This window comes from Stenotrophomonas sp. TWI602 (assembly GCF_039674045.1).
Lineage (GTDB): Bacteria > Pseudomonadota > Gammaproteobacteria > Xanthomonadales > Xanthomonadaceae > Stenotrophomonas.
In genome coordinates this window covers 582,459-603,636 of the sequence record NZ_JBDJMT010000001.1, presented here as the reverse complement: position 1 = coordinate 603,636, position 21,178 = coordinate 582,459, and the positions used below count along the sequence as shown (strand labels likewise).

Sequence of the window (21,178 nt, the reverse complement as noted above, 5' to 3'; positions counted from 1 at the left end):
GCGGTCGCCCACCATTTGTTGGTCGTCGGCCTTCGCGCCCCCCGCCCGCGGCGGCCACTACCTCACTTCGAGGAGCCGGCCAGCGGCCGGCACTACCTCACCGGGCCGGCACTACCTCACCGGGCCGGCACTACCTCACCGGGCCTGCATCACCCCGCCGAGGCCCCTGGCCGCGCCTGGGCCTTCCAGCCTGCCGCAACCTCCACTCTGGGGCGGGGCAGATCATGCAGCTGCATGAAGCGCTGGGCGTCTACCGGTCTGCCGAGCAGATAGCCCTGCAGGTAATCACAGCCCAGCCGTTCCAGGTAGGCGCGCTGACCGGCGGTCTCGACCCCCTCGGCCACGATGTCCATGTCCAGGGCATGCCCCAGGGCCACGATCGCCGAGACGATCACCACATCCTCGGAGCTGTTTTCCAGGTCGCGCACGAAGGCATGGTCGATCTTGATCTCGGTGGCGGGAAGGCGCTTGAGGTACAACAGGCTGGAGTAGCCGGTACCGAAGTCATCGATGGAGATGCCCACCCCCAACGCCGCCATGGCCTGCAACAGGGTCAGGCTGGCCTCGGTATCGCGCATCACCGTGTTTTCGGTGATCTCCAGGATCAGCCGGCGCGGCTCGATGCGATGGGTCTGCAGCGCCTCGCGGACTTCCTTCAGCAGGTTGGGCGAGGCGAACTGGATCGGCGAGAGATTCACCGACACCGTCCAGGCGTCATGCCCGGCGTCGTGCCACACGCGCAGCTGGCGGCAGGCTTCATCCAGTGCCCAGCGCCCGATCTCGTTGATCACGCCGCTGCGTTCGGCCAGCCGGATGAAGCGGTCCGGCGGAATCAGGCCCTGTTGCGGATGCCGCCAGCGGATCAACGCTTCGGCGCCGCTGATCGATTGCCCGGCGACGCGGGTCTTGGGCTGGTAGTGCAGGAACAGCTGCTCGCTGCCGATGGCGCGGCGCAGGTCGGCCAGCAGCTGGAACTGCTGCTCGGCGCTGTCATTCATCCAGTCCGCAAACAGCACGTAGGCGTTGCGGCCGGCCTCCTTGGCCTGGTACATCGCCGCATCGGCGAAGGCCATCAGCTGGCGCTCGCTGGCGGCGTGGTCCGGGCAGATCGCGATGCCGATGCTGGCGGTCACCTGCAGGTCGTGGCGCGGCAGCAGTGGCTCGTTGCCGACGGTCTGGATGAGGCGGCTGGCCAGTGTCGCCACGTCCTCGTCGTTCTCGATCGGCACCACCAGCACGAACTCATCGCCGCCCAGCCGTGCCAGCATGTCCGCCGGCCGCAGCAGCTTGCGGGTGCGGTCGGCGACGGCCACCAGCAGCGCATCGCCGGTCTGGTGGCCGTAGGCATCGTTGACCTGCTTGAAGCCGTCCAGATCCATGAACATCACCGCGAAGCGGCTGCCGCGCTGCTCGGCCTCGGCCAGGGCCTGCTCGATGCGCTGCTGCAGCAGCCGGCGGTTCGGCAGGCGGGTCAGGGGATCGTGCAGGGCCGCCTGGGTCAACTCCGCCTGCGCATCATCCAGCGAGCTGCTCAGGTTGGTGTTGCGCAGCCGCAGCAGCTGCGCCTCCATGCGCTGGTCCAGCCAGGACACGATCAGGACCACCGCCAGGATCGCGATGGTCAGGGCCAGCACCACCAGTGCCAGCCATTGCGCCTGCAGCCCATCACCGGCCGCAGCACCGCAGATGCTGTCCGCCGGAAAGCGGGCGGCGGCCATGCCGGTGTAATGCATGCCCACGATCGCGGTGCCCAGCACCAGTGCCGGTGCGGCGCGGTCGCGCAGGCGGTGGTGCGTGCTGCGCAGGCGGAAGGCAATGAACAGGGCCGTCCACGAGGCCGCCACTGCAATCAGCAGCGACAGCGCCACCCAGCCGGCGTGGTAGTCGATGCCGGGCTGCATGTGCAGCGCGGCCATGCCCAGGTAATGCATCGAGGCGATGCCACTGCCCATCAGCACGGCGCCAAGCGCCAGCCGCCCGTGCGGCAGGGTCGGCTGCGAGACCAGCCACAGCGCGAAGATGGAAGAGGCCATGGCGGCCAGCAGCGAGACGGTGGTCAGGCCAAGCGCATAGCCGAGGGGGATCGGCAACTGGAAGGCGAGCATGCCGATGAAGTGCATTGACCAGATGCCCAGCCCCATCGCGCAGCCGCCGCCGACCAACCACAACCAGGTGGTGCGGCGCGTGGTGGCGGTCGTCACCCGGCTGGACATATCCAGCGCGGTAAAGGAGGCCAGTACTGCGACAAGGAACGAAATCACCACCAACCACGGGGTATAGCTGCCGATCAGCATGGAAGACACTCTCCCTGGTCAACATCTGAGCGATACGACAGGACGCACGGCCATCACCGCAAAGACACGGTGAAGATTCTGTCGTTGCGTTGCAAAGGCACTGCCGTCGAGCGGTCAAGACTACCGTCAGGCCCCCGGTGCCCCGCAAGTGGCGTGAGTGCCCCCAACCCATGGCGGCAGGAGGTGTCCCGCCGCGTGTCCCGGGTCAGCGGCTGACACTGTCGGCGGCATCGAAGGCCGCATCGAACAGGCGTTGCACCGGCGGCCCCATCTCGCCGGCCAGCACGGTCAGCAGGAACAGGCCCAGCAGCAGTGCGACCGGCAGGCCGAGCTGGATCGGGTTCAACGCAGGCGCTGCACGAGCCAGCACGCCGAAGGCCAGGTTGATCGCCAGCATCGCCACGGTCAGCGGCAGTGCCAGCGTGAGCGCGCCACGGAACACCTGCAGCAGGAAGGTCGGGGCGATGCTCAGGAATGCCTGCGGATCGGGCAGCGAGGTGCCGATCGGCAAGGCCTTGTAGCTGTCCATCAACAGCGAGATCAACGCCAGGTGGCCGTTGACGGTGAAGAACAGCAACCCGAACAGCAGATAGAACCACTGCCCGATCACGCCGGAACTGCCGCCACGCAGCGGGTCGCTCATCTGCGCGAAGGCCAGGCCGGTACCCTGCGCGACCAGCTCGCCGGCCATCGCGCCGGCTTCGAAGACCAGCCTCAGCAGGAAGCCGATCGATACGCCGATCGCCAGTTCGCGGGCAATGGTCAGCACCGTGGCCGCATCGAAGCCGGTCCATTCCGGCACCGGCGGCAGCATCGGCGACAGCGCGATCGCCAATGCGCCGGCAAGCAGCACGCGGATCCGTGACGGCACCGCGCGTGTACCGATCAGCGGCATGGCCATCAGCATCGCGCCGATCCGCAGCATGGTCCACAGGATCGTGCCGATCATGCCGAAGGCCTGCAGGCCATCGGCGGCCATCTGGGTCGCGGAATCCACGGCGGCTGCCTCAGCCGATCAGATGGGGAATGCGCTGGAACAGCAGCGTGGTGTACTCGACCAGGTGGCCGATCAGCAGGCTGCCCAGCGCGAACAACACCACGGTCAACGCCGCGGCCTTGGCGACGAAGGCGATGGTGGGTTCGTTGAGCTGGGTCGCGGCCTGGACCACGCCGACCACCACGCCGACGATCAGCACGGTGAGCAGCAGCGGGCCGGCAACCCACAACACGGTGATCAGGCCACCACGCAGTTCGGTCAGGGCAAGTTCGGGCGTCATGTCAGTCTCGGGTCCGTTTCGATCAACAGGGTGGGGCGGTCAGACCGCATTGAAGCTGGCGGCCAACGTGCCCACCACCAGAACCCAGCCATCCACCAGCACGAACAACAGGATCTTGAACGGGGCGGAGACCAGCATCGGCGAGAGCATCATCATGCCCATCGACATGAGTACGCTGGCCACGACCAGATCGATGATCACGAATGGAATGAAGATCAGGAAGCCGATTTCGAAGGCGGTCTTGAGCTCGCTGGTAACGAACGAGGCGACCAGGATCGGGAACGGGATGGCATCCGGGCTGTCGTAGGTGCCGTGGCCGGCCATGCCGGCAAAGGTCATCAGATCGGTCTCGCGGATCTGCGCCAGCATGAAGGCGCGCAGCGGCTGGGTGGTCAGGGTCCAGGCCGTCTGGAAATCGATCTCGCCGTTGAGGTAGGGCGCCATGCCGCTGCCCCACGCCTTCTGCCACACCGGCAGCATCACCATCGCGGTGAGGAACAGCGCCAGGCCGAGCAGCACCTGGTTGGACGGGGTCTGGCCGGTGCCCAGCGCCTGGCGCAGCAGGCCCAGCACGATGATGATGCGGGTGAAGGCGGTCAGCACCAGCAGCATCGACGGGATCAGGGTGATCGCCGTCATCAACAGCAACGTCTGCAAAGGCAGGCTGACCGGCTGCCCGCCGATCTTGCCGACATTCACATCCGGCAGTGCCGGCACACCCGGCACGCCGGGCGCGGCCCAGGCCAGGGCCGGCAGCGCGCACAGCAGAGCGGTCAGCAACAGCGGCAGGTAACGGGTCCAGGAAGTACGGGGGCCACGCATGGTCAGGGTTCCTTGCGCAGCCGCTGTTGCAGCAGCTGGGCGAAATTCGGGAGGTGTTTGAAATCGGGAAGGCGCGCCGGCGTCGGGGCCGGCAGGGGGTCGGGCAGCTGATGCAGCGTGTTGATGCCACCGGCAGTGACGCCCAGCAGCAGCTGGGTGCCATTGACCTCGACCACCACCACGCGCTCCTTCGCGCCGACGGTCAGGCTGGCGACCACGCGCAGCCCCTCGGCCGGGCGGAAGCCGCTGCCGGGCATGCGCTTGAGCAACCAGCCCAGCCCGACGATCAACGCCAGCACGCCGAGCAGTGCCAGCACCGCACCGAACATGCCCGGTGCAGCGGCGGCATGCTGGCCGACCTTGACGGTCGAGGCGCCGGCCGCGATCAGCAGCCCGGCACTCAACGCAGTCTCCGGATCCGTTCGCTCGGGCTGACCACGTCGGTCAGGCGCACGCCGAAGCGGTCGTTGATCACCACCACCTCGCCATGGGCGATCAGGGTGCCGTTGACGAACACGTCCAGCGATTCGCCGGCACCGCGCTCCAGTTCCACCACCGAGCCCTGGTTGAGCTGCAGCAGGTTGCGGATCGGCAGGCGGGCGCGGCCCACTTCCAGCGACAGCGTCACCGGCACATCCAGGATCACATCCAGGTTGAGCTCGTCGCCGACCGTGGTGTCATCGGACTGCAGCTGGGTGAACTGTGCCGGTGCCGGCGCGTTGGATTCGATATCGTTCATTGCGGGTCTTCCTGCAGTACGGGAACGCGTGGGCGGATGCCCGGGGGATGGGTGGCGGTGATCTTCACCGCGTTGAAACCGTTGGCGACGCCGAACTCGCCGGTGAACACCGGCACGTTTTCCACGCACACCGGCACCTGCTTGGGCAGCTCGATCGGCAGCACATCGCCGATCTTCAGCTTGGTCAGGTCGCGCAGGCTCATGCGCTTGGTGGCCAGTACGCTGGAGAGCGTGACCTCGGCGATGTTGAGCTGCTCGCGCAGCATCACGCCCCAGCTGGCATCGCGGTCGTTGCGGTCGCTCTGGATGCCCGCGTCAAGCAGCTCGCGGATGGGCTCGAGCATCGAGTAGGGCAGGGTCACGTGGATGTCGCCGCCACCGCCGTCAAGCTCGACATGCAGGCGGCAGACCACCACGTACTCGCGCGGCGTCACGATGTTGGCGAAGTGCGGATTGATCTCGGAGTTGATGTACTCCAGCTCCACATCCATCACCGGCGCCCAGGCTTCCTGCAGATCAGCGAAGGTCTGCTTGAGCAGCAGGTGGATCACGCGCATCTCGGTGGCGGTGAACTCGCGCCCTTCGATACGGGTCGGGTAGCGCCCATCACCGCCGAAGAAGTTGTCCACGATCGCGAACACCAGCGTCGGCTCGAACACGATCAGCCCGGTCCCGCGCAGCGGCTTGAAGCGGATGAGGTTGAGGTTGGTCGGCACGTACAGCGAGTGCATGTAGTCATTGAACTTGATCAGCTCGATGCCACGCACGGAGAGTTCGGCCGAGCGGCGGATCAGGTTGAACAGGCCGATGCGCCACAGGCGCGCGAAGCGCTCGTTGACCATTTCCAGGGTCGGCATGCGGCCGCGGATGATGCGGTCCTGACTGGCGAAATCGTACGAGCGCGCCTCGCCGGGCGTGGGCGCATCGAGGTCGGTCTCAACCGCACCGGAGTCCACGCCATGCAGCAGGGCATCGATCTCGTCCTGGGAAAGCAGGTCATTCATGGTCGCCCTTACTGGGTCACGAAACTGGTGAACAGCAATTCGTCGGCACCGGGCTTGCCGGTCTCGGCCTTGAGCAGCTTCTGCACTTCAGCCAGTGAACTGGCCTGCAGGCGCTCTTTGCCGGCGCGGTCGGCGATGTCGCTCGGCTCGACCTGGGAGAACAGCATCAGCAGCTTGGCGCGGATGGCCGGCGCATGCAGCTTGATCGCCTCCATCGCGGCCGGGTCGCGGCTCATCAGCTGCACTTCGACCTGCAGGTAGCGCGGGCCGTCGAAGCTGCTGTTGAGGTTGACCACGAACGGCGGCTCAAGGCCGAAGTACTGCGCCGGGGCAGGCACCGCGGATTTGCTGGCGGCCGGCTTGGCGGCCTTGTCATCATGCTTGGACTGGGTGAAGTACCAGACCCCGCCACCGGCGGCGCCAGCGGCGAGCACCGCGACCAGGGCGGTGACCAGGAGCGGACTGCGCGGCTTGGCGGCCTTGTCCTTCTCGGCGGATTTCTTGGTTTTATCGGCGGCTGCGGCCACGAGGGGAAGCTCCAGAGGATTGCTTCCTGCCTACATGCAAAGGCCGTGCCTGAATGCTGAAGACGACGTGTCGGCTTTCTGGCGGCGCGGTGGAGCCCGCGCCGCCGCGTGCGATCACGCGTAGGCGTCGACCAGCCCGCGCTGGCGGATCAACTGCGAGGGCGACAGCGTGGTGTCGGCCAGCGCCGGTTCTCCGTCCTCGCCATTCATTCCGCCGCGGCCATCGCCTCGTCCGCCATCGGGCGCGGTCTGCTGGTGGCCTACATCGGCATTGCCAAGCTGGAAGCCCTGCTCGCCAAGCAGGTCGCGCAGGCGCGGCAGGCTGCTTTCCAGTGCATGACGCACGTCGGCGTGGGCGCTGGTGAAGCTCGCATGGACCTTGTCGCCGTCCAGTTGCAGGCGCACCTCGATCGGACCGAGGTCGTTCGGGGTGATCTTGATGTGGGCGTGGCCGATCTTCTGGTCCGCCAGCCAACCGACGCGCGCGCCGACGGCATCGTCGAAATCCTCACCCCCCAGATGCGGGGTGGTGGTAGGCGAGCCGGTGAACAGGCTGGCCACCGTCGGCTTGGCCTCGGTCATGCCCTGCAGTGCATGCAGCATCGGGCTGGCGGGGGCATCGGGGCCGTCGTTGGTGGCCGTGTTCAAGGCGTCCGTGAAGGTTTTGAGCAGCAAGGCATCGTCGGCCGGCGCAGCCTCGGCAGCCAAGGCGGGCAGGGCGATGCTGCCGTCGGTGGATGGCGCGGCAGCCAGCACCGGCGGGGTCGCGTTGGCGGCCGGGGCTGCGGTGGCCACGGCCGGCAGGGCCGCATTGGCGCCCGCGGCGGCGCCGGTCGCGACGGGTGTGACGGGCGTGGGCGCCGGTACCGGCAGGCCGTTCAATGCCAGCCCGGCCAGCCCCAGCGGGGGCCATGCGGCCTCGGTGTCGTCGGCCGGTTCGGCGGCCGGCTTCTCCGCCGTGGCCGGTGCCGTGGCAGCGGTATCGGGGGGGGCGACCGTGTCGTCTGCCTTCCTGGCGCCGGGCCTGGCGGGGCGTGTCGCGGCGTCCTTGTCCTGGCTGGCGGTGCCGGTCGTGGCGCTCTTGCCTGCGTCGCGGCTGCTGCCGGCGTTGCGCGGCGTGTCGTTGCGGGGCGCCTCGCGACCTGGCTTGAGCAGCGCGTCAAAGTCCCGACGGTCGGTGCCGCGGGTGCTGTCCGCGCGGGGGCTGGACGAGGTGCCGCCCGCACTCTGTGCGGAGGCGGCGCCGCCGAGCAGGCCGGAAGGCATCACGGGCTGCCTCCGTTCTCGCCTTCTTCGCGCTGCGCCTGGCGCGAACGGCGGGCGCCGAGATCGTCCATCTCGCGCTGGTCGCGGCGGTCGGTGACCACCTTTTCCTGCGCGCGGTAGCTGGCGGCGAGCTGTTCCAGCACCTGCTTGTCCCGGCTGGCCAGCAACAGGCGGGCGCGCTCGGCGTCCACCTTCTCGCGGTTGTTGTCCACGGTCTGGCGCTGCTGGGCGACCGCACTGTCCAGGCGATCCAGGAAGGCGCGGCGGTTCATCAGCTGGGCCGGGCTGGTGGCCGACATCTGGGCACCGGCGTATTCCTCGGCGTAACGGCGCAGCTCATCCAGGCGCGACACATGCGTGTCGAGCGCACGCTGGCGCTCGGCCAGGTCGCGGGCGACCTCGTCTTCGTGGTCCTGGGCTCGTTTCAGCAAGGGGTCGAAGCGCTTGGATTGGATCATGGCTTAACTCTCTGGTTCCACCAGCCGCTTGAGGGCGGCCTGACTGTGCGGCAGGTCGGCGGCTTTGCCGACGTCCTGGCCGAGGAATTCAACAATGTCCGACCAGCGCTCCAGCGCCTCGTCGGTCGCCGGATCGTTGCCGCGCTGATACGCGCCGATCGCGATCAGGTCGCGGTTGGACGAATACGCCGAGACCAGCCGCTTGAGCTTGCGGATGCGCAGGCGCCACGGTTCGTCGGCAATTTCCGTGACCACGCGGCTGACCGAGGACTCCACGTCGATGGCGGGGTACAGGCCGCTGTCGGCGACGCGGCGCGAGAGCAGGATGTGGCCGTCAAGAATCGCGCGTGCGGCATCGGCGATCGGATCCTGCGGATCATCGCCTTCGGTCAGCACGGTGTAGAACGCGGTGATCGAGCCGCGGCCCTTGGCGCCATTGCCCGCGCGTTCAACCAGTGCGGGCAGCTTGGCGAATACGGAGGGCGGATAGCCGCGGGTGGTCGGCGGCTCACCGACGGACAGGCCGATCTCGCGCTGGGCCTGGGCGAAGCGGGTCAGCGAGTCCATGAGCAACAGCACGTTCAACCCCTGGTCGCGGAACCACTCGGCGATCGCGGTGGCGCGGTAGGCACCGTGCAGGCGGGCCAGCGGCGGGCGGTCGGCCGGGGCCGCCACCACCACGGCGCGGCGCAGGCCTTCTTCGCCCAGCGTGCTTTCCACGAAATCGCGGACCTCGCGGCCACGCTCGCCGATCAGGCCCACCACGATGACATCGGCGGCGGTGTAGCGGGTCATCATGCCCAGCAGGGTCGATTTACCGACACCGGAGCCTGCGAACAGGCCGACACGCTGGCCGCGACCGATTGGCAGCAAGGCGTTGATGGCGCGTACGCCCACGTCCAGCGGCTGGGTGATCGGCTCACGCGAGAGCGGGTTGATCGAGACGCCGGCCATGCCGACGGTGCCTTCGGCGCGGATCGGGCCCTTGCCATCCAGCGGCACGCCGTCGCTGTCGATCACGCGGCCGAGCAGGCCTTCGCCCACTTCCACGCCACCGCGGCCGAGCGAGGGCACGACCCGCGCATTGGGCAGCAGGCCGTGCAGTTCGGCGCTGGGCATCAGGTAGGTGCGTTCACCGGCGAAGCCGACCACTTCGGCATCGACCCAGCCACCGTCGGCCACCTCGACCTTGCAGCTGGCGCCCATCGGCGCTTCACAGCCGACTGCTTCCAGCGTCAGGCCAACCGCGCGGCGCAGCACGCCTTCGCGGATCAGGCCGCGGCCATGCGCGGTATCCGGGCGGATGTTGTCCAGCCGCGACGCCAGCCGCAGGTTGCGCGCGGCGGTCCAATCGGCGGGTGGGGGCAGGGTATCGGTGTTCATGGGGTGGTTCCGGCTTTGCGGATGACCGCATCCAGGGCGCCGCGCAGGCGTGCATCCAGCGTGCCGTCGATGCGCACGGCCTCGGCATGCACGCGCAGGTCGCCGCGGCTCAGGCTCAGATCCGGCGTCAGGCGCTGGTTCGGGGCCAGGTTGAGCACCGGCGCCAGCGCAGCGATGTCGTCCGGATGCAGGCGGACCTCCACATCGCGGCTCGCGCCACCAACGGCATCCACCGCTTCATTGACCAGCTGCGCCAGCAGTTCCGGTTCGGCCTCGTAGGCACGCCCGACCAGGTTGCCGGCCACCCGCACTGCCAGCTCGCCGAGTGCGGCGACCACTTCGTTCTCCAGTCGCACCAGTGGCCGGCTGAAGTTGTCCAGGATGCCTTCGATCTGCGCGATCAGCCGGCGCACTTCCGCCTGGCCCTGGGCCAGCCCTTCGGCGTGCCCCTGATCGAAGCCGTCTTTCTCGGCGCTGTCCTGGATCGCCTGGATTTCTTCCAGGGTCGGCAGCTGCAGCAGCGGTTCCGGCTCGTGCTCCGGATCCGGTTCGGTGAGCTCGAACTGCTCTTCCGGCGGCGGCTCGGGCACCGCCAGCAGGTCCGGGGCAAGCCAGCGCACGGCGTTGTTCACAGCATGGCCTCCGCGTTGCCGCCAATGGTGACGGTGCCTTCATCGGCCATCCGCTTGACGATCGCCAGGATCTCGCGCTGCGCCACTTCCACATCGGACAGGCGCACCGGGCCGCGGGCTTCCATGTCTTCGAGCAGGATTTCAGCGGCACGCTGGGACATGTTGCGGGTGATCTTGTCGCGCACCTTGATGTCGGCGCCGCGCAGGGCCAGGCCGAGGCGCTCGCCGCTGACTTCGCGCAGCACCAGCTGCAGTTCGCGGTCGTCCAGGTCGACCAGATCGTCGAACACGAACATCAGGTCCTGGATGCGGCCGCTCAGCGGGGCATCGATGCGGGCGATCTCGCCGAGGATCGCCTGATCCTGGCCGCTGTCCATGAAGTTCAGAATGTTGGCCGCACACTGCACGCCGCCCACGTTGGACGACTTCAGGTTCTGGTTGCCGGCGAACTGGCGCTCCATGATCTCGTTGAGTTCATTGAGCGCGTTCGGCGGAATGCCATCCAGCGTGGCGATGCGCAGCAGTACGTCCACGCGGGTGCGTTCGGGCAGCAGCTTGAGCGCGTCGGCGGCCTGGTCGGTTTCCAGGTGGGCCATCACGATGGCGATGATCTGCGGGTGCTCGTTGCGGACCAGGTCTGCGACGGCACGCGGATCCATCCACTTCAGCGCGTCCAGGCCGGTGGTGTTGCGCCCCAGCAGGATGCGGTCGATCAGGCTGCCGGCTTTTTCGGTGCCCAGCGCCTGCACCAGCATGTTGCGGATGTAGTCGTCCGAGCCCACGCCGAGCGAGGTCTTGGAGCCCAGCTCGCTGCCGAACTGGTCCATGACCCGCTCGACCTGCTCGCGGGTGATGTCGGTCATGGTCGCCATCGCGATGCCGATCTTCTGGACTTCCTTGGGCTCCATGTGGCGCAGCACTTCGGCCGCGTCCAGTTCACCCAGCGAGAGCAGCAGGACGGCAGCGCGCTGAACGCCGGTCAGCGGGGGAGGTGCATCAATCATTGGCCACCCAGCCCTTGACCACCTGGGCCACGCGCTTGGAATCGGTCTTTACAGCTTCACGCGCCATGCGCAGTCGTTCCTCGTAAGAGTCCACCGGCAGCGCCAGCGGTTCATGTCCGGCCGCGTGCAGGCGCTCGCTGCCGATCGCCGGCAGCCCTTCGCCATCGTCGACCAGCTGCACATCGGCACGGTGGGGTTCCAGCTCGTCATCCTTGGGCTTGGTCTGGCCGGTGATCGAGCGCAGCGCCGGGCGCAGCACACCGAACACCAGGGCCAGCACCACGATCGCGCCGAGCAGCAGACGCAAGGCGTCCTGCACCTGGGGCAGCTCCCACCACTTCGGCCCTTCGACCGGCGTCACTTCGCGCACGAACGGGGCATTCATCACCGAGACCGTGTCGCCTCGTTCGGCATCGAAGCCGACCGCCTGCTTGACCAGCGCTTCGACGCGCGTCAGCTCGGCCGCCGAGAGGGCCTGGTCGGCCATCTTGCCGTTGGCACCGGCGCGCGGCACGTTGTCCACCAGCACCGCCACCGAGACGCGCTTGATGCGGCCGGCCGGCTGGCGGGTGTGCTGCAGGGTGCGGTCCAGCTCGTAGTTGCGGGTCGCGTTCTTGGAGGTTTCCGTCGGCGCCTGCGCCGTGGCCGGCGCGGCCGCCGGGCCGGGCGGGGTATTACTGGCAGCCCCGGGCACGCCCTGCGGGCCGGGCACGTTGCTGCTGTTTTCGCTCATCTGCTCACTGCGCAGCTTCTGCGGCTCGCCGTTGTAGAGCTCGCGGGCTTCTTCGATCACCGAAAAATCCATGTCCACGCTGACTTCCGGGTTGACCCGGCCGGGGCCGGTCATCGGCTCGAGCAGCTCGCGGATGCGCTGATTGAACGAGGTTTCCTGGCGGCGCACCTGCTCGAACTGCGCGGCATTCATGGCCGCTTCGCTGTTCGGGTCGGAGACGCTGAGCATGCGCCCGCTCTGGTCCACCACAGTGACGCGCTCGGGCGCCAGGTCCGGGATGCTGGCGGCGACCATGTGCACGATCGCATCGATCTGGCCGCGTTCAAGCTGCTGGCCACCGCGCAGCTCCAGCACCACCGAGGCACTGGCCACGTCACGCTGGCGGGTGAAGGCGCTGGGCTTGGGGATGGCCAGGTGCACGCGCGAATCACGGACCGGGCGCAGCGTGTTGATGGTGCGCGAGAGCTCGGTTTCCAGCGAGTGCTGGTAGCGGGCGTTTTCCATGAACTGGCTGACGCCGAAGCCCGGGTCACGCTCCATCAGTTCGAAGCCCAGACGGCCGCTGTCGGTCAGGCCGGAGCCGGCCAGCTTCAGGCGGGCATCGTGCAGGTTCTTTTCCGGCACGGTGATGCCGCCGGTGGCGGGATCCAGCTGGAAGGGAATCTGCGCCGCGCGCAGCAGGTCGGTGGCCTCGGCCGTGGCCTTCTGGTCCAGCCCGGTGTAGAGCGGCACCATGCCCGGCTTCTGCGACCAGAAGAACACGAACAGCCCTGCCGCCACGGCCACGGCGATCATCGCCATCAGGCCGAGCCGACGGGTGATCTGCAGGCTTTGCAGCCGGTCGAACCACTGCCCAGCCTTTTCGGTGTTCAGCGATTCTTTGGAGAGCGACAGGGCCATGCGTTTCTATCCTTACAGCGGCATGTTCATCACGTCCTGATAAGCCTGGACGAGACGGTTACGGACTTCCACAGTGGCGCGGAAGGCGATCTGGGACTGCTGCGAGGCGACCATCACTTTGGCCAGGTCCGCACCGGGTTCACCCAGTTCGAAGGATTTGGCCAAGGCGCCGGATTTCTGCTGCGCATCGTTGACGCCGGCGATGGCGCCGCGCAGCGTTTCGGTAAAGCTCGGGCCCTGGATCTCCTGGGGGGACACCAGACCCTGGATGGCATTGCTGCGCGGCAGCTCCGTCAGCGGACTGACGGCGGGCTGCCCTATCTGGGTCTGGAAGGTGCGGATCTGAGAAAGGATCGAGGTGACGGAGTGCGACATCTGGAACGTTCCGAAGCAGGGGTGGGTTACACGGGAATACGTTGCAAGTGCCGTGCCGAAACAGATGAGTGGTTCAGTTTTGTAGGGGTGGCGCGGGTTTGCGTATTCAGCGGCGCCTGCAGGCGCGGCCGTGATCTTCGTCAGGCGCCGGGGAGTGGCCGGGCGGCGGTGTGACGCGGTGGCGTGCCGGAGAGTCGACGCCGGAAAACCGGCGGAGGGTGCTCTGAGCCTTCGAGGCGGAGACCATTTGACAGATCCACAAAAAAGCCCGGGACAGGCCCGGGCTTCTGGTTTCCACGTGTTGATCGGCTCAGCCAGCCAGTTCGGTCTGGTCGCGCTCGATGCCGTACTTGCGCAGTTTTTCCACCAGGGTGGTGCGGCGCAGGCCGAGCAGCTGGGCGGCGTGGGCGACGACGCCCTGGGTGCGTTCCAGCGCTTCGTTGATCAGGTTCAACTCGATGTTGGCCATGTGGTTGCGCAGGTCCAGGCCGTCGTCGGGCAGGGCCGGGGCGCGGCTGACGGGGCCGTTGCCGTTGTCCAGGGCCGGGGTGCTCTGGGCGCCCGGGGTGTGGAAGGAGAAGCTGCGCAGGTCCAGGCGTTCGTCGGCCACGGCGGCTGGCGCCGCTACGGCCACCGGCGCGGCGGCGGCGAAGTCACCGCGATAACGGGCCGGCAGGTCCTGCACGCGCACGTTGCCACTGGGGTGCAGCACGGCAAGGCGCTCGACCAGGTTGGTCAGCTCGCGCACGTTGCCGGGCCACTCGTACGCGGCCAGGGCCTGCAGCGCTTCGCCGGTGAAACGCACTTCACCACGCCCGGTACGGGCCAGCTGGCCGGCGATGGTGGTGACCAGCGCGGGCAGGTCTTCGCTGCGCTCGCGCAGGGCCGGCACATCGATCGGGAACACGTTGAGGCGATAGAACAGATCCTCGCGGAACTTGCCGTCGGCGATGCGCGATTCCAGATCGCGGTGGGTCGCGGCGATCACGCGCACGTTGCAGCGGATGGTCTGGTTGCCACCGACGCGCTCGAAGCTGCGCTCCTGCAGCACGCGCAGCAGCTTGACCTGCATCGGCAGGCTCATGTCGCCGATTTCATCCAGCAGCAGGGTGCCACCCTCGGCCATTTCAAAGCGGCCCTTGCGGGCGCTCAGTGCGCCGGTGAAGGCGCCTTTTTCGTGACCGAACAATTCGCTTTCCAGCAGGTCGGCCGGAATGGCGCCGCAGTTGATCGCCACGAACGGGCCATCGCGGCGGGGCGAGCGCTGGTGGATCGAGCGCGAGACCACTTCCTTGCCAGTGCCCGATTCGCCCAGCACCAGCACGGTGGTGTCGAACGCGGCGACCTGCTCGATCATCCGGCGCAGCTGGGTGACGGCCGCGCCATCGCCGGTCGGGCCCTGGTCCTGCACGGCGCCGGCCTGGTGCTCGGCATCCAGGCGCTTGAGGCTGGCACGGCGCAGCAGGCCTTCCATCTGCGCGTGGCGCAGCGGCGCTTCCAATGGCCACACATTGGCCTCGTGCAGGCCGAACTGCTGGGCGAATGCGGTGGTGTCGCCGTCGATCAGCATCACCGGCGGGGGCAGGGCACCCTTGCCCAGCCAGGCGAACAGCGCGTCGCTGCGGTCGGAATTGTCCAGCCCGCCGATGATCGCGGCCATCCAGTCGTTCGGGCGGTGGCGGGTGATGTCGAAGTCGTTGGCATCGGCCACCCAGCGCGGGTTGAAGTCCATGAACTCCAGCAGGGCGACGGTGCGCTCGGCGCGGACGGCGTCGTTGTCCAGTACCAGGATGCGGGATTCGCTCATGATCCGTTCCCCTTCAGGCCTTCCAGGATCGGCATCACTTCCTGGATGTAGGACAGCTTGCTGACGAAGTTGTCGGCCCCGGCGCGCAGCGCATGCTCGCGGTGTTCGGCGTCATCGAAGTGGCTGGCGATGACGATGTACGGCGCATCATCCTGGGATTTGATCAGGCGGGTCGCCTGCAGGCCGCCCATCTCCGGCATGGCCAGATCCATCAGCACCACCTTCGGGCGCAGCGACTCGGAGCGTTCGATCGCTTCCAGGCCATTGGCGGCGCTGCCGATCACGTCGAGCCAGTCGACCTTGCGGAAGTGGCGCATGGCGGCATTGATGAAACCTTCGTGGTCGTCGACCAGCAGGACGGTGAGCTTGTTCATGTCTTCCATTTCCTTCAGCCCACCCGGGCCAGGAGGTGCGGGGTGCTGGCATGGCTGCGGCGGCGTTCGCGCGCCGGGGCGATGTCCAGTTGTTCGCGGTATTTTGCAACGGTACGGCGGGCGATGTTCACCCCTTGACGCGAAAGCAGGCCGGCGATGGCTTCATCGGCCAGCGGCCGGGAAGCCGGTTCGGATTCGATGAGACGGCGCACCATGGCCTTGACGGCCTGGCCGGAGACGCTGGCACCTTCCAGGCGCACGGCGAAGAAGTGCTTCAGCTCCAGCGTGCCGCGCGGGGTCTGCAGGTACTTGCCGGTGGTGATGCGCGAGACGGTGGACTCGTGCATGCCGATCGCGTCGGCCACTTCCTTCAGGGTGAGCGGCGCCATGGCTTCTTCGCCACGGGTCAGGAAGCCGGCCTGGCGTTCGATGATCACGCGCGCCGTGCGCAGCAGGGTGTCGTAACGCATCGACAGGCCGCGGGTCAGCCAGCGCGCTTCCTGCAGCATGTCACGCAGCGGCTGCGCCGCTTCGCTGGTCTCGGCCAGGGCCTGTTCGTAGTGCGGGTTGATACTGAGGCGGCGGCTGGTGGCCGGGTTCAGCGCGACGCGCCAGTGACCATCGGCATGCCAGGCGACCACGTCCGGAATCACGACGCCGTTGCTGTCCGGCAGCAGGCTCTCGCCCGGGCGGGGCTGCAGCGACAGGATCAGCCGGACGGCCTCATGGATGTCGGCCACTTCGGCATCCAGCTGCTGGGCCAGGGCCGGGTAGTCGTGTGCGGCCAGCGCGGCCAGGCCATCGTCGAGGACGCGCTGGGCGAGGTGGCGGGCCGGCACGCGGCCGGGCAGGGCGCGCAGCTGCACGCTCAGGCATTCGTACAGGTCCTGCGCGGCCAGGCCGATGGGATCGCCGTGCAGGATTCGCTGACGGACCGCTTCCACACCGGCAGCGTCCACATCGCAGCGCGCACTGGCGAGCAGGGTCAGCTGGGCAAGCGGGGCATCCAGATAGCCGGCGTCGTCGCAGTGCTCCAGCCAGAAACCAGCCACCGCCAGGTCGCGGTCATCCAGCTCCATCGCCAGCCGCTGCAGGGCGCGCAGCTGCGGATCGGAGGACTCGCCGGCTGCCACGCGCTGCATGCGGTCATCGTCACCGTCCTGCCAACCGGCACCGGCCACGTCCCACATGGTGCTTTCCGGCAGTTCGTCGAAGGCGGCCACATCCTGGGCGGTGGTGGCTTCGGCGGTGTCGGCAGCCACCGGCTCCGGCGCTTCTTCGATCTCGAGCAGCGGGTTGGTCTCGAGGGCGCGGCGGATTTCCAGTTCCAGCTGCATGCCGTCGAGCTGGAGCAGCCGGATCGACTGCAGCAGTTGCGGGGTGAGGTGGAGCTGCTGACCCATCTGGGTCGACATGGAGGCTTTCAAAGTGGTGTCCCGTTCGCACCGACTCCCCGGTGCGTTATGGAACACATCTTGCTTCTCTTCCCGTACGCCGGGAATCAGGGGGTTCCTGAGTCGGGTCGTCAAATCCCTGACAGCGTGTAGGGGCCACCCCTACATCGGCGCGGTATTTTGACGGGTGTCCGGGGTCGAGGCCTTGTTCTTCCGTGCCAGTCCGCCTGATCGGGCTTCAAAAATCCGTCGCCCTGCCCGGTGGACACATGCCGTGCGCCGGAGAACCGGCGCGAATCACTCCAGCTCGTGCTGATGACGGGCGGCGAGCAGCACCAGATCATTGGCACGGCGGCAGCCCAGCGACTCCATCATGCGGGCGCGGTGCGTCTCCACCGTCTTGACGCTGATGCCCAGGTCCGCCGCGATTTCCTTGTTGCTCTCGCCCTTGCCGATCTGACGCAGGATCTCGCGCTGGCGCGGCGACAGTGCGGCCACACCGACCGGCTTTTCCCTGCCCAGCATGGGCGCCAGCATCTTGGCCGAGATCTGCGGACTGAGGAACACCTGACCGGCATGCGCGGCGCGCAGGGCGAGTTCGAGTTCCTGCGGGGCGGCATCCTTCACCACGAAGCCGACCGCGCCACGGTCCAGCGCATCGCGCACATGCACGGCATCGTCGTGCATGGTCATCATCACCACGCGCGAGCCGGGCGTACGCAGCAGGATGTCGCTCAGGGCTTCCAGGCCGGTGCGGCCGGGCAGGGACAGGTCCATCAGGACGACGTCCGGGGAATGCTGCACGCTCAGCTGCAGCGCCTGCTCGGCGTTGCTGGCCTCGGCGATGACCTCGACGTCGGCAAAGCCCTGCAGCAGGCGACTGAGGCCGGCACGGACCAGGGTGTGATCATCGACGATGAGAACGCGCACAGGCTGCTTGGGGAGCGGGGAGGCCGTCACCTTAACGGAGTGAAGGCCTACCGCCAAGCCGAATACGTCACAGTCGGGGCCGTACGGTCAACGCAGGCGACGCGCTTCGGCGATCTGGCGGCGGTGCAGGCGGAACAGATGCCGCTCCAGGGCCATTTCCAGCGCGTCGCTCAGCCCTTCGAAACGCAACCACAGGTAATGCGCGCCCGAGCCATTGGCCGCTTCGGCCACGATCACCACGGGCAGGTCGATATGGTCGGGCAGCCAATCGCAGGGCTGCAGGCGGATCACGCCCATGCTGCCCGGTGCGGCGCCGCTGCGGCTGCCCTGTTCCAGGCGGATGCCACGGCGTGACCAGCGCAGGGGGCGCAGTGGCAGGTCCTGCGCACTCTGCCGGACCAGGCGGCCCAGCAGCACCATGACCAGATCGAGCTTGGCTTCCAGGCGCTGCACCTGAAGCGTGGCATCGCTGCGGTCGTCATGACCGTCATCGCTGCGGGCATCCTCCACCAGCGCCACGCTGCGCAGCAGGGTCTCGGCCGTGCCGGGGCGGATCACCGCGCTGCCGATGCGGAACTCGGCCGGCAGCGCCACTTCGCAGCTCAGCGTCTCATCGAACAGCTCGCTTTCGGCCGGGTGATGGATGGCGCTGGTGCGAAGCTCGTTCATGTCAGGGATTCTGCGCAAAGGCGCGCCTGTGCGGCGCGGGGTGGGTGGCGATGGTCACGGCCAGGGCGGCTGGCACCCTCGCGTTGGCGCATCATGAACAGCATGATGCGCTGCTGGCGTGCCTGTAGTGAAGCCAGGCCCGGCACGTCGGACAGGGCTGATGGGCCGGCCAGATAAGTGCGCTGGGCGGCATCGAGGGCATCAAGCTGGCGACCCGCTTCGACGAGGTTCTCATCGTGCAGGGCCGCTTCCAGTGCATCCAGCCGTGCGTTGATGGAGCCGAGCGAGGCGATCACAGTGCCTCTGCCTGCAGGTAGGCGTGGGCGGCGCGGAGGGAGCGACCGCTGTGCTGCAACTGCGCGGCAGCTTCGTCGCGAAGCTGGACCATGCGCGAGAGCACGCGCTGCTGATGGTCGCGCAACGCCTGGATCGCAGCATCGGTCGGGCGTTCAACCACCAGCGACAGCGCCGCGACCGCCTGCAGATGGTCGGTTATCAGGCGTTGGCTGGCTTCGTGGTCGCCGCTGGGCAACGCAGCTTCCAGGGTATCCAGGGTGTCGTGGAGCGGGCGCAGGTTCATGGCGCAGCAACCGGCCGCACCTGGCGGTGGTCGGCCGGAATGGCGTTCCACGCCGAGTCGATTTCCATCACCAGTCCAAGGGCCTCTTTCAGCGCCGTCGGATCGTTGTGCAGGTTGGCCTCGGTCAGGCGCATGATGATGAAATCGTAGAGTGCCGAAAGGTTGGCCGCGATCTCTCCGCCGGCCTCATGATCCAGCGACCCGTTGAGGTGCCCGACGATCGCGCAGGCTTCGCCGATAGCCTTGCCCTTGCGCGGCTGATCATTGCGCTGCAGCGATGCTTCGGCGGTACGGATGCGTTCGCAGGCGCCGGCCAGCAGCAGGGCGACGAGCTTGTGCGGATCGGCATCGACCACTGAAGTGGTGACGCCGACCTTGCGGTACTGCTCGGCGAACTGCCGATTGGGACCGTACATGTATGGACTCTCCTGAGTTGCCTGCGTGCCGGAGTACCTGCGCGGTTGGCGCAGCGTGGCACAGGTCTTACTGGGTTATCGGCGCATACGGCCGCCGACTTGAGGCTGCCGTATGCAAAGGGGGAAGGCAGGGCGGATCAGCTGGTCAGCTGCGAGGCCAGCGAGCTGCTGGCCGATTGCATCTGGGTGACCAGCGTTTCCATGGCGGTGAACTGCTTGGTGTAGCGATCGGAGACTTTTTCCATCCGCGCATCCAGGTCGTCCAGTTGCTTTTCCAGCGCCTTGATCTGTTTGTTGAGCGAGCTGGTGCGCTGGGTGATGGTGCCCGTGGTCGCATCGAGATTGCTCTTGAGCAGCTCGGTCAACGGCTTGCCCATGGCGCCCTCGGCGCCGAACAGTTTCGTGGCGGCCTCGGGATTCTTGGACAACGCCGTATCGAGCGTGGTCGAGTTGAGGCTCAGGGTGCCATCGGCGGCGATGGTCACGCCCAGCGCCTTGAGGTCGTTGACGTTTGCGCTTATCTGGCCGCGCAGCTGCTGCTGCAGGCCGCGCACCATGGCATCGCCGGTCATGGTCGAGGCGGTGCCGGTTTCGGCGTTGTAGGCGCTGGAGTTCTTTAGCGTGGACTGGATGGAGTTGTAGGCGGTGATGAACGCGTTGAGGTTGGTCTTGAGCGTGCTGTTGTCCGGGCTGATGGTCAGCGTCTGGGTCTCGCCTTCCTTGGCCTTGGTCAACGTCAGGCTGACGCCCGGCACCAGATCGGTAATGGTGTTGGAGCTGCTGGTCCGGGTGAACCCGTCCACCACCACCACTGCATCCTTGGCTTCGACCATGACATCCATCGTCGAGGCATCGGTACCATCGTACTGCAGCGCCGCGAGCCCGCCGTTGCCACCGCTGGCGCTGACCTTGAGGGCGCCCTTGCTGCCGGCGTCGACCGCCGTCAGCACCAGGTGCTCGCCATCGTCGGCGGTGACGACCGCCGCAGTCACGCCCTTGCTGGCGGCGGCGGAATTGATCTCCGCCGCGATCTTGGCCAGCGTTGCGCCCGCTTCGATGGTGACACTGACGCTCTTATCGCCATAGCCGATCGTCAGCGTGCCGTCACCGACGACCGCCTCTTTCTCATAGGCCTTCGAACTCAGCTTCTGGTTCTGCGCCAGGGATTTGACTTCCACCTGGTGGGTACCCGCGGCTGCCTTGCCAGCCGTGGTGCTGGTATCCAATGCGGCGGTGAAATTGGACTCGGTCGGCGTGCTGGTCTTCAGCCCGGGGGTGGCCATGCCCTTCGTCAGCGCGGTCAGTGCCGTCTGCAGACCGGTCATGCCGCTCTTGATGGTGCCCAGCGCCGAGAGTTTGGCGCTGGCGGCCACGCCGGCGGTATTGATCTGCTTTTCCCGGGGTTCGCGCTCCTTGGCGACCAGCTGTGAAACCAGGGAGGGAATGTCGAGGCCGGAGCCAATCGTGCCGAGGGCCATGAAGGGGATCCTTGTTCTGGGGCGGGCCGTGCGGATGTCCTGCATCTGCTATCGGCGGGTGATGGACGAGCTTGAGCGCCTGGGCGCATCCCGGCGTGCTGCAAGCTCTGTGCCAC

Annotated in this window: 24 protein-coding genes; all 24 read right to left on the bottom strand. The window is 67.5% G+C overall.

Translation table 11 applies throughout. From position 1 onward, the window contains the following. Nucleotides 1-149 precede the first annotated feature (149 nt). Nucleotides 150-2,294 (bottom strand): EAL domain-containing protein, encoded by a 2,145-nt coding sequence (locus tag ABE483_RS02650; RefSeq protein ID WP_346481061.1) that lies wholly within the window; start codon nucleotides 2,292-2,294, stop codon nucleotides 150-152. A 205-nt stretch (nucleotides 2,295-2,499) separates the two neighbouring features. Beyond that, the gene (fliR, locus tag ABE483_RS02645) at nucleotides 2,500-3,291 is read right to left on the bottom strand and encodes a flagellar biosynthetic protein FliR (RefSeq protein WP_313211871.1); all 792 of its coding nucleotides are present in this window, start codon (nucleotides 3,289-3,291) and stop codon (nucleotides 2,500-2,502) included. 10 nt (nucleotides 3,292-3,301) lie between these two features. Then, complete coding sequence (locus ABE483_RS02640) at nucleotides 3,302-3,571, bottom strand: flagellar biosynthetic protein FliQ (protein WP_019184809.1); 270 nt, start codon at nucleotides 3,569-3,571, stop codon at nucleotides 3,302-3,304. A gap of 39 nt (nucleotides 3,572-3,610) precedes the next feature. Continuing rightward, a complete protein-coding gene (gene fliP, locus ABE483_RS02635) occupies nucleotides 3,611-4,393 on the bottom strand; it encodes a flagellar type III secretion system pore protein FliP (protein WP_121036736.1) in 783 nt (260 codons plus the stop codon). A gap of 2 nt (nucleotides 4,394-4,395) precedes the next feature. After that, nucleotides 4,396-4,797, bottom strand: coding sequence for a flagellar biosynthetic protein FliO (gene fliO / locus ABE483_RS02630; protein ID WP_313211870.1), 402 nt, complete (start codon nucleotides 4,795-4,797; stop codon nucleotides 4,396-4,398). Then, entirely contained in the window at nucleotides 4,794-5,132 is a 339-nt protein-coding gene (gene fliN, locus ABE483_RS02625) for a flagellar motor switch protein FliN (protein WP_121036738.1), read from the bottom strand. The genes fliO and fliN overlap by 4 nt, the downstream gene beginning before the upstream one ends. Then, nucleotides 5,129-6,136, bottom strand: coding sequence for a flagellar motor switch protein FliM (gene fliM, locus ABE483_RS02620; RefSeq protein ID WP_313211869.1), 1,008 nt, complete (start codon nucleotides 6,134-6,136; stop codon nucleotides 5,129-5,131). The genes fliN and fliM overlap by 4 nt, the downstream gene beginning before the upstream one ends. Before the next feature lie 8 nt (nucleotides 6,137-6,144). After that, on the bottom strand, nucleotides 6,145-6,663 hold the full coding sequence (locus tag ABE483_RS02615; RefSeq protein ID WP_346481051.1) for a flagellar basal body-associated FliL family protein: 519 nt from the start codon (nucleotides 6,661-6,663) through the stop codon (nucleotides 6,145-6,147). Nucleotides 6,664-6,777: 114 nt separating this feature from the next. Beyond that, nucleotides 6,778-7,929 carry a flagellar hook-length control protein FliK gene (locus ABE483_RS02610; protein ID WP_346481060.1) on the bottom strand — a complete coding sequence of 384 codons (1,152 nt, stop codon included), beginning with the start codon at nucleotides 7,927-7,929 and terminating at the stop codon, nucleotides 6,778-6,780. Then, nucleotides 7,929-8,387, bottom strand: coding sequence for a flagellar export protein FliJ (fliJ, locus tag ABE483_RS02605; protein ID WP_070471607.1), 459 nt, complete (start codon nucleotides 8,385-8,387; stop codon nucleotides 7,929-7,931). Before fliJ ends, ABE483_RS02610 begins: the two co-directional genes overlap by 1 nt. A 3-nt stretch (nucleotides 8,388-8,390) precedes the next feature. Beyond that, nucleotides 8,391-9,770, bottom strand: coding sequence for a FliI/YscN family ATPase (locus ABE483_RS02600; protein WP_313211866.1), 1,380 nt, complete (start codon nucleotides 9,768-9,770; stop codon nucleotides 8,391-8,393). Continuing rightward, nucleotides 9,767-10,402 (bottom strand): FliH/SctL family protein, encoded by a 636-nt coding sequence (locus ABE483_RS02595; RefSeq protein ID WP_088435059.1) that lies wholly within the window; start codon nucleotides 10,400-10,402, stop codon nucleotides 9,767-9,769. Before ABE483_RS02595 ends, ABE483_RS02600 begins: the two co-directional genes overlap by 4 nt. Next, entirely contained in the window at nucleotides 10,399-11,385 is a 987-nt protein-coding gene (fliG, locus tag ABE483_RS02590) for a flagellar motor switch protein FliG (protein ID WP_026070041.1), read from the bottom strand. Before fliG ends, ABE483_RS02595 begins: the two co-directional genes overlap by 4 nt. Before the next feature lie 13 nt (nucleotides 11,386-11,398). Next, nucleotides 11,399-13,039 carry a flagellar basal-body MS-ring/collar protein FliF gene (gene fliF / locus ABE483_RS02585; protein WP_313218265.1) on the bottom strand — a complete coding sequence of 547 codons (1,641 nt, stop codon included), beginning with the start codon at nucleotides 13,037-13,039 and terminating at the stop codon, nucleotides 11,399-11,401. A 12-nt stretch (nucleotides 13,040-13,051) separates the two neighbouring features. Further along, nucleotides 13,052-13,414 carry a flagellar hook-basal body complex protein FliE gene (gene fliE, locus ABE483_RS02580; protein ID WP_313211863.1) on the bottom strand — a complete coding sequence of 121 codons (363 nt, stop codon included), beginning with the start codon at nucleotides 13,412-13,414 and terminating at the stop codon, nucleotides 13,052-13,054. 310 nt (nucleotides 13,415-13,724) lie between these two features. Further along, nucleotides 13,725-15,221 (bottom strand): sigma-54 dependent transcriptional regulator, encoded by a 1,497-nt coding sequence (locus tag ABE483_RS02575; RefSeq protein ID WP_313211862.1) that lies wholly within the window; start codon nucleotides 15,219-15,221, stop codon nucleotides 13,725-13,727. Continuing rightward, nucleotides 15,218-15,595, bottom strand: coding sequence for a response regulator transcription factor (locus ABE483_RS02570; RefSeq protein WP_026070040.1), 378 nt, complete (start codon nucleotides 15,593-15,595; stop codon nucleotides 15,218-15,220). The genes ABE483_RS02575 and ABE483_RS02570 overlap by 4 nt, the downstream gene beginning before the upstream one ends. A gap of 14 nt (nucleotides 15,596-15,609) precedes the next feature. Continuing rightward, nucleotides 15,610-17,022, bottom strand: coding sequence for an RNA polymerase factor sigma-54 (rpoN, locus tag ABE483_RS02565; protein ID WP_346481050.1), 1,413 nt, complete (start codon nucleotides 17,020-17,022; stop codon nucleotides 15,610-15,612). Nucleotides 17,023-17,286: 264 nt separating this feature from the next. Beyond that, the gene (locus ABE483_RS02560; RefSeq protein WP_121036749.1) at nucleotides 17,287-17,919 is read right to left on the bottom strand and encodes a response regulator transcription factor; all 633 of its coding nucleotides are present in this window, start codon (nucleotides 17,917-17,919) and stop codon (nucleotides 17,287-17,289) included. 87 nt (nucleotides 17,920-18,006) lie between these two features. Further along, nucleotides 18,007-18,588, bottom strand: coding sequence for a PilZ domain-containing protein (locus ABE483_RS02555; protein WP_313218271.1), 582 nt, complete (start codon nucleotides 18,586-18,588; stop codon nucleotides 18,007-18,009). Continuing rightward, on the bottom strand, nucleotides 18,585-18,884 hold the full coding sequence (locus tag ABE483_RS02550) for a hypothetical protein (RefSeq protein ID WP_346481049.1): 300 nt from the start codon (nucleotides 18,882-18,884) through the stop codon (nucleotides 18,585-18,587). Before ABE483_RS02550 ends, ABE483_RS02555 begins: the two co-directional genes overlap by 4 nt. After that, the gene (locus ABE483_RS02545) at nucleotides 18,881-19,168 is read right to left on the bottom strand and encodes a hypothetical protein (RefSeq protein ID WP_346481048.1); all 288 of its coding nucleotides are present in this window, start codon (nucleotides 19,166-19,168) and stop codon (nucleotides 18,881-18,883) included. The genes ABE483_RS02550 and ABE483_RS02545 overlap by 4 nt, the downstream gene beginning before the upstream one ends. After that, nucleotides 19,165-19,584: a flagellar export chaperone FliS gene (gene fliS / locus ABE483_RS02540; protein WP_019184789.1), complete on the bottom strand. Its 420-nt coding sequence runs from the start codon at nucleotides 19,582-19,584 to the stop codon at nucleotides 19,165-19,167. Before fliS ends, ABE483_RS02545 begins: the two co-directional genes overlap by 4 nt. Before the next feature lie 137 nt (nucleotides 19,585-19,721). After that, complete coding sequence (gene fliD / locus ABE483_RS02535; RefSeq protein ID WP_346481047.1) at nucleotides 19,722-21,062, bottom strand: flagellar filament capping protein FliD; 1,341 nt, start codon at nucleotides 21,060-21,062, stop codon at nucleotides 19,722-19,724. Between the last annotated feature and the right edge of the window lie 116 nt (nucleotides 21,063-21,178).

Coding starts and splice junctions, on each gene's coding strand:
- ABE483_RS02650 (WP_346481061.1), bottom strand. CDS start 2,294: ATGCTGATCGGCAGCTATACCCCGTGGTTGGTGGTGATTTCGTTCCTT.
- ABE483_RS02640 (WP_019184809.1), bottom strand. CDS start 3,571: ATGACGCCCGAACTTGCCCTGACCGAACTGCGTGGTGGCCTGATCACC.
- fliP (WP_121036736.1), bottom strand. CDS start 4,393: ATGCGTGGCCCCCGTACTTCCTGGACCCGTTACCTGCCGCTGTTGCTG.
- fliN (WP_121036738.1), bottom strand. CDS start 5,132: ATGAACGATATCGAATCCAACGCGCCGGCACCGGCACAGTTCACCCAG.
- fliM (WP_313211869.1), bottom strand. CDS start 6,136: ATGAATGACCTGCTTTCCCAGGACGAGATCGATGCCCTGCTGCATGGC.
- ABE483_RS02610 (WP_346481060.1), bottom strand. CDS start 7,929: ATGCCTTCCGGCCTGCTCGGCGGCGCCGCCTCCGCACAGAGTGCGGGC.
- fliJ (WP_070471607.1), bottom strand. CDS start 8,387: ATGATCCAATCCAAGCGCTTCGACCCCTTGCTGAAACGAGCCCAGGAC.
- ABE483_RS02600 (WP_313211866.1), bottom strand. CDS start 9,770: ATGAACACCGATACCCTGCCCCCACCCGCCGATTGGACCGCCGCGCGC.
- fliF (WP_313218265.1), bottom strand. CDS start 13,039: ATGGCCCTGTCGCTCTCCAAAGAATCGCTGAACACCGAAAAGGCTGGG.
- fliE (WP_313211863.1), bottom strand. CDS start 13,414: ATGTCGCACTCCGTCACCTCGATCCTTTCTCAGATCCGCACCTTCCAG.
- ABE483_RS02575 (WP_313211862.1), bottom strand. CDS start 15,221: ATGAGCGAATCCCGCATCCTGGTACTGGACAACGACGCCGTCCGCGCC.
- ABE483_RS02570 (WP_026070040.1), bottom strand. CDS start 15,595: ATGAACAAGCTCACCGTCCTGCTGGTCGACGACCACGAAGGTTTCATC.
- ABE483_RS02555 (WP_313218271.1), bottom strand. CDS start 18,588: ATGAACGAGCTTCGCACCAGCGCCATCCATCACCCGGCCGAAAGCGAG.
- ABE483_RS02545 (WP_346481048.1), bottom strand. CDS start 19,168: ATGAACCTGCGCCCGCTCCACGACACCCTGGATACCCTGGAAGCTGCG.
- fliS (WP_019184789.1), bottom strand. CDS start 19,584: ATGTACGGTCCCAATCGGCAGTTCGCCGAGCAGTACCGCAAGGTCGGC.
- fliD (WP_346481047.1), bottom strand. CDS start 21,062: ATGGCCCTCGGCACGATTGGCTCCGGCCTCGACATTCCCTCCCTGGTT.